Source organism: Chryseobacterium sp. GW823-FHT05E08 (genome assembly GCF_058795655.1).
Window position 1 is genome coordinate 483,586 of the sequence record NZ_JBXAHY010000003.1, and the last position, 13,975, is coordinate 497,560.

Below are 13,975 nucleotides of genomic sequence, written 5' to 3' on the forward strand. Positions count from 1 at the left end.
TCAATTTTTTCCTTGTATGAATTGAATTAAGTTTATAAAATATTTTTGAACTTCTAAAAAAGCAGGGATATAATAAGGGAATTCCCTGCTTTAGTTAAAGGATATTTTATAATTTCCGAGAAGTCATCATTCTTCTCTGGTGTTTTAGTAAGGTGTTATGTTGTTTTTTTACAAGGCATCTCCTATACAGAAATCGAGATTAAATCCATTACCACTATTATGATTAGTAGCTTCAAGAGTCATTTCATCAAACCATACTCCTCCTAAATTATATACAATATTACCAACTCCGGAACCAGATCTCTTCACATAAATTGAATTACCATTTTTAGAAATTGTAAAACTACCGTTACAAGTTGTTTGCCCAAGAGAAACTATAATATCTGAGCTACTAATAATTTTATTATTTCTTTTTAATGTAATAGTATAATCTTCTCCGGAATTTAAGACTACTGATTTTACTTTAAGATTAACAACCGGCTTATCAAATTTAACCGTCATAGTAGAATGACTATATTGAGCAACTGCAAGAGCAAAACTTTTTGATGTATCGTTACTTGTTCCGCAAAAAGTATATACTCCAGTTGCCTGTCCAACATTCGTATGGTTAAAGGTAGCTGTAACAAATTTATTCGTACTAATAGGACCTGAAGCCTGTCCTCCACTTCCGGTATGCGGAAGAGCAAAACCATAACAAGCATTACCAAGATCTGGTGGTGCAACAACAAATACGTATAAATAACAACTTTTACCATCCAGCATAATCTCAAAATAAGCTCTACCTGTAGAAGTTGGTGTTCCGCCAATTTTTACTTGAATGTCACCGCTACCATTTACAAAATTTCCTGCAGATATTTCAGCTGTTAAACCTAAGATCCCTTTAGAATTAAAGAACTGTTGAGCATATGGCCCTCCATTTCCTCCAGTATACTTGATAAACATATTGTCAGAATATGAACTGTTAGCTGTTGCAACATTATTTTGAACAGCTTGACTGCAATCTAACCCTGTTATCGTCCCTTGATTGCTCGCAAAATTAATATTTCTATTACAGGTAGAACTTCCCAATGTAAATATGAAATTATGATCCCCCACTCCTTGAGGAGTCCCACTTGCATATAAAGTAATCTTCTGAGTGGCCATACTCTGGAAATCTCCACTTCCTTCAAATTTAATACCATTCACAGAGTTACTTGATGCTGACCAAGGTCCTGTAGAAGCAGGGGTTACGTTTAGTTCAATCTTATTAGCAGATGTCATTGCTGTTCCCTGCTTATAGGTACCACTCAGTACCGCATTATTACAGCTAATAGTTCCTCCTCCCTGGCTTGCAGAGAAAGTAATATTTCTTACACAGGCAGTCGAGCTTCCTACAGTAAAGGAAAATGGAAAAGTTCCGTTTGATACCGGTACTCCATTAGCTCTTAATGTAATATTCTGAGAACCTGGAGAAGTAAAATCTCCGCTTCCGGTAAACTGTACTCCGTTTACAGTATTACTATTTGCTGTCCATGCTCCAATGGTTGTTACATTTACGGTAATTACTACTGTATTTGCAGAGGTCATTGATATTCCTTGTTGATAAGTACCACTCAAAGCTCCTGTAGTACAATTGGTAATAGTACCGGCTCCGGGATCTACGGTGCCTCCACTACAATTTCCTACCCATGCTGTAGTGTTCCAGTATTGCAGACAGTTTATATCTGCATTATATATTGTTAATCCTCCTGGCTTAGGATTTATACCATCTCTTTGAGCAGTTGTTAACCTTGGTGGTAGAAATCCCTTATTTGTAGAAAATACATCCAGCATAGAGCCGGGAGTAGGATTAGCAGTGCCAATACCCACTTGACTAAAGAGGAATATGCTAATACATATCATCAATGCAGTCGATATTTTTTTCATTCTTTATTTGTTTTAAAAATTAATAATACATTCAAAATTTTTCCTTGTGTGTTTAGAATCGTACTTCAAAAAATGACTAGTCTTATTTTTCCGAAATCTTCTCTCGAAAGAGGGTGCAAATGTAGAATTGAAAATGTGAGATTTCTTTACGTCATTTTTACGACATAACTGTAATTTATTTAAAATCAAACAATTAAAACCTAACTTAAGTAAGAATGAAGTATAAAAGAAAATAAGATCAACAATTTTTTTTACGGTTTAATTGATCTTTTAGAATATTTATTGATAGATATTACAATAGAATATTTCATTTAAAACATAAACGTAATTTTATTTTCGAAAACATTATATTTGTTATTAAACCACATGTATGTTCCCATTACAATTAAAAAAATTAATCTATATCTTATTTATACTTATATTTTCACTACATAAATCTCAAGCTTACACTTTAGATGAGTTAGATAGAATTACTGAAGAGTATAGAAAGTCCGGGAAAATGAAGGATATTATTGATATTAATAAAAAGGCTCTTGCACAATATCAGAAACAAAATAATAAAGAAGGAATTGTTTTAGCCTCTATTAATATTTCCAATTACCTAGTGATAAACACTGAACATAAAGAAAGTTTACTTTACCTTGAAAAAATAGAAAAGGATATAGAAGAAATAGAAAATCAGGAACTAAAATCAAGATTTTATGGGGGCTACGGAAGAAATTACTGTTATTTGGGAATGTATGAATTATCAAATGAATATTTCAATAAGGCAATCAAATACGGGGAACAAATTTTAGATAAAGATAAAAGGAAAAGACGTCTATATCTCTGTTATTCTTGGAAAAATCTTAATTTTAAAGAACTAAAAATTCCGGATTCTATAAAGCTAATGGAGCGAAAATGCCTTGCATTATCCCCAACCCCGTTTCTGTATGCGTCCATCGCCGAAAGATTTTTAGATGAAAGAAAGCATTTGGACTCTGCGGAATACTATCTACAAAAAGGATATACTTTGAATAAAAAATTCTCTTTATATGAAAAAGGTTTATTTTTTTATAATTATGGAAGATTATATACAGAGAAAAAGGAATATGAGAAAGCATTAGAGTATTATTTACAGGCAAAACCCATATTTGAAAAAACAAAAAGTTTAAGTGAAAGAAGAATTACCTATGATAAGATTTATAGAACTTATAAAACACTCAATGATGTAGAAAAAGCCGATGAATACTATAAAAAATATGCTTTTCTAACAGATAGTATTAGTAGAAGAGAGAGAAAAGCAATCAATATTCCTATTAAAAACATTGCAGAAGAAAAAGATGAGCAGAAAAAAAATGAAAAATTTCAGCTTTATATTGTTATTATTTTTGCAGTTTTAGCTTCTATCCTTACATTTTATTTTATCCGTAAAAAAAATCTTAAAAACCAAAGACAAAAAGATAAGATCATTGATGAAAAACAACAGGAAACTATTAAACTAAAGAAAAGAGCTAATCCGATTATTTTTAATGAGGTGAAGGAGCTTGCAAAAAATGCTGATCCTTTTTTCCTGACACGCTTCAAAGAAGTTTATCCCGAGTTTTACGAGAATCTTATTTCTCAATATCCTACCCTTACCTCCAATGAACTTAAATTCTGTGCACTGCTGAGGTTAAATCTTTCCAACAAAGAAATCTCCCAATATGAAAATTTATCGATCCGAACGATTGAAACAAAAAGATACAGACTAAGAAAAAAAATGAATTTCTCTTCTGATACTGATTTCAATAAATGGATCATGGAATTTTAAAGTGACAAATATTCTAAAACAGATAGCTAATTTAATAGTCTATTGAAATCGATCCAAAGATACTTCTTCATCCAAAGGAATATCATTTTCAATAAAATCATATAAACTCTTTGAAAAGTAACAACCGTTCAAAATTCCGCGTGCTCCAAGGCCGTTAAAAACGTATAAGTTTTTATTTTGATAGTGTCGACCGATAATTGGTCTTCGATCCTTCACAGTAGGCCTAAAACCGAAATTTATTTCTTCAACTTCAAAATCGTAAGGATAAAATTCCGATAGACCTTTGACCAATTGCTCAACCGCAGAATCATCTATGTGATGATGCAGCTGTTCTCTGTCGTAAGTTCCACCATAAAAATATAAACCGTTATAAGTTGGAAACAAAAAATGTTTCTTTTTAATTGTAATATTTTCAGGAATCGGGGTAGAAAGTTTTACTTTGATATGATGTCCTTTATTGGGAATTACAGCAATATCAGAAAAATAGGGATTATCCTTCACACCCATTCCTTCGCAGAAAAGGATATTTTTAAAGCTAATATTTTTGTAAGTATTTTCGGAAGTATTTAATTTGGTATAATCAAATTTCTCTTTTATTAAGTGAGAATTATCCTCGAAATAAGTGAAGAAATCACCAAAAAAACTGTTTACATCAAGCCTTGCAGACTGATTAACCATTCCTGTATTGAAGGAGTTATTAACAATATCTAAATGTTTAAAATCTTTATCCAAAAAATTAATTAAATCTTCATTCCCTGATTTTTTAAGCCAAAGATTCTGTTCATTTTCATCATGGAAAATTCTGTGGATAGGAGCTTCAATCAAATAATTTTTGCCTGTGTAGGTTTCAATTTCTTTAAGAGAATCTTTAAGGAAATCAATCTGTTCCTGAGCTTTCCAAAAGGTTGTGAACTTCTTTAGTACAACAGGATTAATAATCCCCGCAGAAACCTGAGAAGCACTCTTTTTCCCTTCCGAATATAGTACAAATGACTTATTATTCTTTATTAACTGATGAGCGAAAAACAGTCCCGCATATCCATCTCCTACAATTATATAATCTACATTTTCCATAATAAAAAAACCTGAGTAAAAGTACTCAGGTTTTCTATAAATATCAAGTGAAATTTAGTAATTCCACATATCATTTTCCATTTGAAGAATTTGCTCCTTAATTCTGTCACTTTCTTCAATCTGCTCTTCAGCATTTCTAGGAATATAATCTTTAATAACTCCATCTCCTAAACCGCTTGAAGACTTGTAGATTACAGAAGAAAATCTTCTTGCATTCAATAAATCATCAAAAGATAGGTCTGCAGATGAGTTCTTTCTGTTGTAAACAAAGTTATTTGCTAAAACATCTCTTGCACTAGGATAATATACCCAGAACAAATCGATTAATTCATCAGCTCCAACTAACGGTTGTCCATCTGGTCCTGTTCTACCTTGTACAGCAGGATCTGGACCCATTGCTGCGATACCAAGAGGCCTGTATTTCATTTGACCGTCTCTTTTATCGATAAACCACATACCCATAATTTTAAGAACCTTAACCTTATCTGTAGTTGTTTTAAAGATATCTGTATATTCTTTCTTCTCTTGCTCAGTAAGTTGTCTTCCTGAGTTAAGAATGTCAATAGCTGCATCAGAGACTCTTACACTTTCCAATCTCTTCTGAATTCCTTCAGGAGAAAGTTTAGTTACAAAGTTCTCGTCGTCATATACCTCCTGAATTTTTCCAGTAATAGCTGCATCAAGTAATAATTGATATAAAGACCTTGTTTGAGTAGCCAATAATCCATCCGGATTATCATAATAGTATGGCTGGTTGATCTTATCATTCATATCAATAATCTCCCAAACAAACATACTTTTCAAGATATCCTTATCATCTACAAAACCATATTCCAAAGGCTTCACTGTTTTGTCAACGATAGTATCTCCAACTTTTTGTTTGTTCTCAGCTCTCATCTGTCTAAACTCCTCAGGAGAAGAAGCGTTTAGAATAGTTTGGGAAAATGCAAACCCCGAAACTAAAACTAAAAGACTGCTTATATATTTTTTCATAATACTATTTTAAACTTATTAAAATTAATTAATATTGATAACGATAGGAGATATATTCTTAATCTGCTGATTACCTAGACCTGTAGCCGTTGCTTTAATATCAAATATATAAACTACGTCTCCTGTTCTTAAGTTTTTAACCAATCCAGCTGCGTCATCTAAGCTGCTACCTTTAATCAATAATGCTGCTCTACCAGGGATTTTTACCATAAACTGATTAACAGTGAATGAAACTGGGAAGTCGAAATCTGGTATTGCTGCTTGTACAGACTGGTTAGGTACTGAAGTTGCAGGCATAGATAATACATTTTGACCTCTCATTTGTCCTTGTGGTGGCGGTACATTTTTAATTCTGTATTCAAACACCTGAGAAACACTTTGTCCACTAGGGTTTTTACCTGATAGTGTTAATTTAACAGTATTTCCTGAGCTTGGACTAACAATCCATTTTCCTGGACCAGTACTTCTAACTGTAGCACCCGGAGCAGATAATGAAAGTTTAGAATTGTCAGCACCTAAGATTGATCCTGAAACAGGGTTCTCAAGTCCTCTATACATTACGTTCATCTTATCAGCAGAAAGTAATAATCCTTTTTCAAGTTTTACTTCTTGCGGACCAGCAATTACGTTATAAGTATGCGTGAACGGGAAGTTTTGAGCTTTTCCTGTAGCATCTGTTAAAGTAATAGATCCATTAAGTTTATGTTCACCAAGACCTCCAGTATTTAAAGGAATATATCCTTTACCGTTTTCTTGTCTGCTTACACCATTAATTTTAATTTTATTACTGTTTGAATAACTTCCAAGCATAATAACTGCTTCACCTTTTTTACCAGACTGAATATCTGTAGGTGCAGAAACAATAGCTTCATAATTATTAAACTTGATGCTTGCATCCACTTTTTCCTGAAGCAATAATGCTAATGCATCAGACTGTACGTTTCTTGCATCATTCTGAATAATTCCAAGATTTGATATTGCTGCGATAAGTGACTGGTGATAGAATTTATTCTGAAACCAAGTTTTACCATTTGGAGATTTTCCTTGAGGATATTCTGCAACGATAGATGCATTAGCTCTATCAACCAAATCCTTCAATTGAGAATTTTTCCCAAAAGTTGCAACAATGTAATTTCTTACATCATCCATTTTAGCTTTCAAATCCGTAGACCCTTTTGTCAGAGTATTTTCATCTCCGTCTTTAAAGAAGTAACTCATCGTTGCTTCATTATTATTAAGGGCTGCGAAATTTTCGCTTACATCAATATCTTTTCCTGTATTGTCTTTTTCATGGAATTCAGATTGTTTTTTAAGATTATTTTTAATCTCTTCTGCTGAATTCACTAATACATCTACTTTAGATTTCAAGACTTTGTACTGCTCCCAAGGCGTAGCGTAAGTATCTGGTACTTGTTGAGCTTTTGCCTCTAAAGTTCTTTCGAAAATTTTCTCGTTTTTCTTTTCAGTTAAAAATCTAGTCTCGTTAAGTGCTTTAGTAGAATCATAAAATGATCTGATGATTTCCGCATCAATATTTAGGGCCATCATAGCGATGAACACCAAATACATAAGGTTGATCATCTTCTGACGAGGCGTCTGTTTTCCTGTTGCCATTCTCTGTTGTTTTTGATTAAGTAGTTAAAATTTAGAAATGGTTTAGGAAATTATGACTTCATAGCAGTTAACATACCACCATAAACTCTGTTTAAGTTATTTAAGTTAGATGTTAAACCTTGTAATTCCTGATTAAATTTTTCTGAGTGTTCAGCAGATTTTTGCATATCTGCAACATATTTATTAGCAAATTCTGATTGTCTTTTACCGTTTTCCAACTGCATTACATATAGAGCATTCATGCTTTCCATGTGTGTAGCTGCTTTGTTTAACTGATCGTTATACTTATGAGTAGAAGCAGAAACGTCAACAGTTTGGTTGATCTGGTCTACAGAGTTTGAAAATTTATCAATACCTGTTCTTAATCTATCAAATAACTGAACATCTAATTTTGCATCAGCAAGCATCTTGTCCAATTTTGTAGAAAGAGAATTTTCTAATTCAGCAAATTGAGCAGCTCCATTTTTAGAAGAGATATTTGAATGTATTGGGTTTGGATTTGCATGTTTATCTAATAATTCTGGGTAAACATTTTCCCAAGCATAAGACTCTTCAGATTTTGGAGGGTCAAAAGCGAAAATAATAAAGATAATTGCTTCAGTAATAAGCCCCACGGTAAGAGCGATGTTACCATTGATTGGTCCTAATGTAATGTGAGTAATTTTAAGCCAAGCTCCAAGAATTACAATTGCAGCACCGAACGAATAAAAGAAATTCATCCAAGCATCTTTAGTCTTAAACATATAAGTTAGTTTTTTTAATGTTAAATAAAATTGTTATTGAAAAAATAAATGTCCGATAATTATTATCTGTTAACTCTTCTTGGCTTAACAGCAGCTTCAGGAATATCCTGGATTGTTCTAAATCCGATATAACTTCTCGCAGAATCTTTTCTTTCCCAATCTCTTGCACCAGTCATAAGCATATAACCTACGTCTTTCCAAGAACCACCTCTTACAGATTTCTTAGTATCAGTTTTACTTTTAGTTGAAGGATTTAAAGTAGAAGAGAAACCGTATGAAGAATTATTATATCCAGACTCTGTCCATTCAGAAACGTTTCCGGCCATATCAAATAACCCAAATCCGTTTTTCTTAAATTTCTTTACTGGAGCGGCATATGTATAAGTACCTTTTTTATCATCTTCCATATAATTACCTCTTTTCGGCTTAAAGTTTGCTAAGTAACAACCTCTATCATCCATTAAATAAGGACCTCCCCAAGGGTAAGTAGCATTTTGCATACCTCCTCTTGCAGCGTATTCCCACTCAATTTCTGTAGGTAAACGGAAAGTCAATGGTCTCTGTTTTCTTCTTTTTAAGCTTTCGTTGTAATCAGATTTCAATTTAGATCTGAAGTTACAGTATGCTCTAGCCTGGTCCCAAGTTACCCCAACAACAGGATAATCTTTGTAAGCTTTGTGCCAAAAATATTGTTCGAACAATGGCTCATTATAAGCAAAGTGGAAATCTTTTACCCAAACAGTAGTGTCCGGATAAACTGCAATACTCTCGCTCTTAAGGAAGTTTACACCTCTCTCGTTGTCAGCAAGTGCAGCATCCATATCTCCCCACTGATAATTATATTTTAATTTACTAACATCTAAGATTCTTTCGCTACCCATTCTTGAAGAAGCAGGTAAATATAAAGACTCTAATACTTCTGCATATTCTACATCAGGATATTTTGTAGTACTCCAATGTAAAGGAATTTTCCAATCTAGTCTCTTGCTTGCATCAAATCCGCCGTCATCTCTACCTCCTTGTCCCTCTAAATACTCTTGATATGGTGTTAAATTCTCTTCTTTTTTAGCAAGGTATGCATAATCTCCTATGCTTGCACCTTTACCTCCGCCTTCACCACCTTCTCCGGCAGCTTCAGCAAGTAGAGTTCTAGCAATTGAATCTCTTACATAGTTGATAAACACCCTGTATTCTGCATTCGTAGTTTCAGCTTCGTCCATGAAGAAAGAAGAGACAGTCACAGTTTTCAATGCTGCTTTTTCAGGAGTATTTGTTGGATCCTGGTCTGCTAAACCAGCAACAAACGATCCTGCAGGAATTGCCACCATTCCGAATGGTCTTTCCGCAACAAATGATTTTGTTTTTTCTCTTGGTATCAATTCTCCTTTTGTTCCTGGCTTCCCTACAGAAGAGCTTCCACCACCTGAACAAGATACCGACGCTACTGACGCAGACAATAATAAAAGAAATATCCTTTTCATGTTAATTTTTATAATTAAGCCGTAAATATATAATTTTTTTAAGAAACTTTTAAGATTTTTTTTGAAATAACGAAAGAAATCTAAATTTATTTTATTTACAAGTATTTTTTATTCCACAGTTACAGATTTCGCAAGGTTTCTCGGTTGGTCTACATTGGCACCTCTATATACAGCGATATAATAAGCTAAAAGCTGTAAAGGTACTGATGCAACAATTGGAGAGAAACATTCCGAAGTCTCAGGGATTTCAATAACATAATCTGCCATTTCGCTTACCTGTGTGTCTCCTCTATTAACTACAGCAATGATTTTTCCTTTTCTGGCCTTAATTTCCTGAACATTGCTAACAATCTTATCATAGTGTCCTTTTTTAGGAGCAATGATAACGATTGGCATGTTTTCGTCAATTAATGCAATTGGTCCATGCTTCATTTCTGCAGCAGGATATCCTTCAGCATGAATATAAGAGATTTCTTTTAGTTTTAGGGCACCTTCAAGAGCTGCAGGATAATTGTATCCTCTTCCTAAATAAAGGAAATTAGTAGCACCTACGAAGTCTTTTGCGATATTCTGAGTCAATTCATGGGTTGCATTAAGAACATCTTCTATTTTCTTAGGGATAGCATCCAATTCAGCAATTAAGCTCATAAATTCAGCGTTTCCTAGGTTACCGTTGTGTTTACCTAATTTAAGTGCAATTAAGCTAAGAATGGTAAGCTGAGCTGTAAATGCTTTTGTAGAAGCTACACCAATTTCCGGTCCTGCATGAGTATATGAACCTGCATCTGTAATTCTTGCAATAGATGAATCTACGACATTACATATACCATATATAAATGCACCTCTTTCTTTGGCAAGTTTTAAAGCGGCCATAGTATCAGCAGTTTCTCCAGATTGAGAAATTGCAATTACCACATCTTTATCAGTGATAATCGGGTTTCTGTATCTGAATTCTGATGCATATTCTACTTCTACAGGAATTCTTGCATATTCTTCAATTAGATATTCACCAATAAGACCTGCATGCCAAGAAGTTCCGCAAGCAATAATGATGATTCTGTTTGCATTTTTGAATTTTTCAACATGATCCCAGATTCCGGCCATTTTGATAACACCTTCATCTACGATCAATCTTCCTCTCATTGTATCTTGCACAGATTTTGGCTGCTCAAAAATCTCTTTAAGCATAAAGTGCTCGTAACCACCTTTTTCAATCTGTTCCAAACTCAACTTAAGTTTCTGAATTTCAGGCTCAATTTTAGAATTATCATTTATCGTTCTGATATCTACTCCATTTTCCAATGAAATAGTTGCCATATGACCCTCTTCTAAATAGATAGCCTCTTTTGTGAATTCCACGAAAGGAGAAGCATCAGAAGCAATAAAATATTCTTTATCACCAATACCGATAGCCAATGGAGAACCTAATCTACCAACAACCAATACTCCAGGATAGTCTTCATGCATAACTGTAATTGCATACGCACCATAAACTTCGTTAAGTGCATATCTTACAGCCGTTGGAAAATCCATTTCCACGTTAAGATCCATAAAATACTGGATAAGATTTACCAATACTTCAGTATCAGTTTCAGATTTAAATGTAAATCCTTTTTCAGTAAGCATTTTTTTAATCGTATCATAATTTTCAATGATACCATTATGAATGATTGCTATCTTATTGTTATTAGACAAATGAGGGTGAGAATTCCTATCACTTGGAACACCGTGAGTTGCCCAACGTGTATGTCCCATTCCTATTGTAGCCGTTCCTTTTAAATGGCTTGCAATATTAACAAGATCTTCTACCTTCCCTTTTGTCTTTTCAACTTCAAGTTTGTTATTTTTATCTTCAAGAACAATCCCTGCACTATCATAACCTCTATATTCTAATCTTCTAAGACCATTGATTACTACATCGTAAGCGTCCTGAAAACCTGTATATCCTACTATTCCGCACATATTTTTATCAAGTGTTTTTTAAGTTTTATTTTGTACCGTAAATGATTTTTAACTGAACTTTATTAGGATCTGAAGTTTTAGATCCTATAAATACCGCTCTTTCAACAGCATATGGCGTTGATGTATATTGGTATCCAGCCAAGCTACCTGCTGATGTAGTTAAGAAACTACCTAAATCAATTTTAAAATATTTATTTGCAATAGCAGTATCACTTAGCGTGCCCTCAATAATATCTTTTACGGATTTTGTAACTGTAAAATCATAATAAGTTGGATTTTTGTCTAAGTCATATGCTCTATAAATTGCAAAATTGTTAGAGAGACTAATACCTAAATCCGCTGTAAATGCTGTGGTAATTTTAGGATTTGCAGGATCAGTAAGATCTTTATCTCTTTGAACGATTGTAAAGTTTTTAGGTTTTGCATATTGACTCTTCCAAACATCACCATCTGTATATAATCTGATCTTAGCGCTGATAATGGCTGCTTTATTATTTTGATACAATACTTTAAGCTTATCAATTGTTTCCTTAGGAAGCCTAACTCCTATTGAAGCTCCTCCCATACCCTGAGCATATAATCTTTCATCTCCATTTTCTAGGTCACTTCCTGAAGCTACAGTTCCAGAAGGTGTTCCAACTCTGTCATAAACATAATTTCCGATATGAGCATTAGCAGAACCTAAGGCAAATGTATAGGTTGATTGCGGCCTTGTTGTAGTATTATTTTCAGTTTTATCATTTTTATAATACATCACTAACTCCATATCATTAGGAGAGAATTGTATTAAATAAGCATCATCTTCAGCAACAGAAAGCTTTATTCCTCTGAAGTGTCTAATAAAATTTGACACATCGCTAAGTTCAGGCTGACCTTTTTTATCTATAATTTTAGATTTGAAGATACTTGCTGATAAAGGAATTCTAAATCCTGTAGCAGATGTAAATAATGAAGAAGCGTCAGAATCTTTAGTAATTGTTACAGAATTAACAGTTCCTGTAAATTCTTTTCTCCCTAGCTCTTGTCCAACTGCATAATCTTTGTTTGAATAAGCAATATCAGCAGGACCGTTTAAGAAATCAGTTACTTCATTTGCTATTATCGTAAGTTTTGGAGATTTTGTTCTACCGTATTTTATTGCAGGATACGTATTTACAACTTTTTTAGCAGCTACACTTCCATCCGGATAAATATAATCTTCGTTGGTAGTAGTTGTAATAGAATCTGAAGCATAAGTTGGCTTAATAACTAAAACCACAGAGTCCACTGCAGGATTAGTACCAAAATCAGGATTATATGCTGGTAATCTCAACTGTGTATAATAAGCAGCTTTTTGCTTACCAAACTGAGCATCTTTTACAGCACCTAAAGTTGCATACCCTAATTTAGAGGCATCACTTCTGATACTGTCATTATTATTAATATTATAGGCAATAAGAGGATAAGAAACCTCCTCGCCATGTGCAGCTCCGTCTAAGAATAATTGTTCTCCTAAAGAATCCGGATCGGGTTCGCAATTATAAAGCAATACACTTCCAAAAATCGCCAAAGAAAGAATGGCGAAAGCTTTTTTAATATTATAAGTCATTAAAATGTGTTTTTTAATAAAGTTGGTTTATAGAATCCACATCGAGATATTCCGATTTTGGAGTTGATGTTTCGTTGAAAGCTTTATCCAAGTCTCCATCCAAAAATTCGTCTCCTTTTACTACAGCGTCTACATAGTTCATACTTTCAATTACAAAACTTTGAACACTTGGGTTATCTAACGCTTTTAATCCTGAAATATTATCAAATTTCAGTTTATCAGCTATATTTTTATCAAAAGGTGCATCTTTCTCATTATATAATGAAAGAACGATTTTTGCATCTTTGAAATAAGTATCAGATTCGTAGTATGTTTTAAGATAAATTGGAACGAAAGAAGCCATCCAGCCATTAAGGTGAATTACATCAGGAACCCAGTTTAGTTTCTTGATAGTCTCAATTACTCCTCTTGCAAAGAAAATTGCTCTCTCGTCGTTATCGTCGAAAGGAGTTCCTTCATCATCAAAATAATATTGTTTTCTTTTGAAGTATTCTTCGTTGTCTATAAAGTACACCTGCAGTCTTTCCCCCGGAAGAGACGCTACTTTAATAATTAAGGGTTGATCTAGATCGTTAATAATAATATTCATCCCAGAAAGGCGTATAACCTCGTGTAACTGGAACTTTCTCTCACTTATTTGTCCAAATCTTGGCATAAAAACTCTTACATCATTGCCTTCTTGGTGCATCTTAAGTGCCATTTTGTTTACCACTGCAGCCATATTCGTGTCTTCTTGATATGGATACATCTCTGTAGTAATGTACAGTATTTTTTGATTCGGCATAAACTTCTATCTAATTTTTGTAAAAATGCTTTAATGTGC

10 protein-coding genes are annotated in these 13,975 nt (G+C 33.5%); 1 reads left to right on the forward strand and 9 read right to left on the reverse strand.

All coding sequences use genetic code 11. The features are described from left to right. Positions 1 to 168: 168 nt before the first annotated feature. A complete protein-coding gene (locus tag AC1Q7L_RS12620; RefSeq protein ID WP_492306246.1) occupies positions 169 to 1,905 on the reverse strand; it encodes a phage tail-like protein in 1,737 nt (578 codons plus the stop codon). A gap of 370 nt (positions 1,906 to 2,275) precedes the next feature. Between AC1Q7L_RS12620 and AC1Q7L_RS12625 the strand changes: the two genes are divergently transcribed. Continuing rightward, positions 2,276 to 3,697: a tetratricopeptide repeat protein gene (locus tag AC1Q7L_RS12625; protein ID WP_492306247.1), complete on the forward strand. Its 1,422-nt coding sequence runs from the start codon at positions 2,276 to 2,278 to the stop codon at positions 3,695 to 3,697. Between the two features lie 39 nt (positions 3,698 to 3,736). On the opposite strand, the gene AC1Q7L_RS12630 is transcribed toward AC1Q7L_RS12625, so the two are convergent. From AC1Q7L_RS12630 to AC1Q7L_RS12665, 8 genes are all read right to left on the reverse strand, one after another. After that, the gene (locus tag AC1Q7L_RS12630; protein WP_492306248.1) at positions 3,737 to 4,771 is read right to left on the reverse strand and encodes an NAD(P)/FAD-dependent oxidoreductase; all 1,035 of its coding nucleotides are present in this window, start codon (positions 4,769 to 4,771) and stop codon (positions 3,737 to 3,739) included. A 54-nt stretch (positions 4,772 to 4,825) separates the two neighbouring features. Continuing rightward, positions 4,826 to 5,764, reverse strand: coding sequence for a type IX secretion system ring subunit PorN/GldN (gene porN / locus AC1Q7L_RS12635; protein WP_066751647.1), 939 nt, complete (start codon positions 5,762 to 5,764; stop codon positions 4,826 to 4,828). A gap of 24 nt (positions 5,765 to 5,788) precedes the next feature. Then, entirely contained in the window at positions 5,789 to 7,378 is a 1,590-nt protein-coding gene (gene porM / locus AC1Q7L_RS12640; RefSeq protein WP_492306249.1) for a type IX secretion system motor protein PorM/GldM, read from the reverse strand. A gap of 50 nt (positions 7,379 to 7,428) precedes the next feature. Then, on the reverse strand, positions 7,429 to 8,121 hold the full coding sequence (porL, locus tag AC1Q7L_RS12645; protein ID WP_066751651.1) for a type IX secretion system motor protein PorL/GldL: 693 nt from the start codon (positions 8,119 to 8,121) through the stop codon (positions 7,429 to 7,431). A gap of 62 nt (positions 8,122 to 8,183) precedes the next feature. Next, the gene (gene porK, locus AC1Q7L_RS12650) at positions 8,184 to 9,602 is read right to left on the reverse strand and encodes a T9SS ring complex lipoprotein PorK/GldK (RefSeq protein WP_066751654.1); all 1,419 of its coding nucleotides are present in this window, start codon (positions 9,600 to 9,602) and stop codon (positions 8,184 to 8,186) included. Between the two features lie 108 nt (positions 9,603 to 9,710). Then, entirely contained in the window at positions 9,711 to 11,564 is a 1,854-nt protein-coding gene (glmS, locus tag AC1Q7L_RS12655; RefSeq protein WP_410692905.1) for a glutamine--fructose-6-phosphate transaminase (isomerizing), read from the reverse strand. A 25-nt stretch (positions 11,565 to 11,589) separates the two neighbouring features. Continuing rightward, positions 11,590 to 13,152 (reverse strand): DUF4270 family protein, encoded by a 1,563-nt coding sequence (locus AC1Q7L_RS12660; RefSeq protein WP_492306250.1) that lies wholly within the window; start codon positions 13,150 to 13,152, stop codon positions 11,590 to 11,592. Between the two features lie 13 nt (positions 13,153 to 13,165). Then, on the reverse strand, positions 13,166 to 13,936 hold the full coding sequence (locus tag AC1Q7L_RS12665) for a glycogen/starch synthase (RefSeq protein ID WP_072409446.1): 771 nt from the start codon (positions 13,934 to 13,936) through the stop codon (positions 13,166 to 13,168). Positions 13,937 to 13,975: the final 39 nt, after the last annotated feature.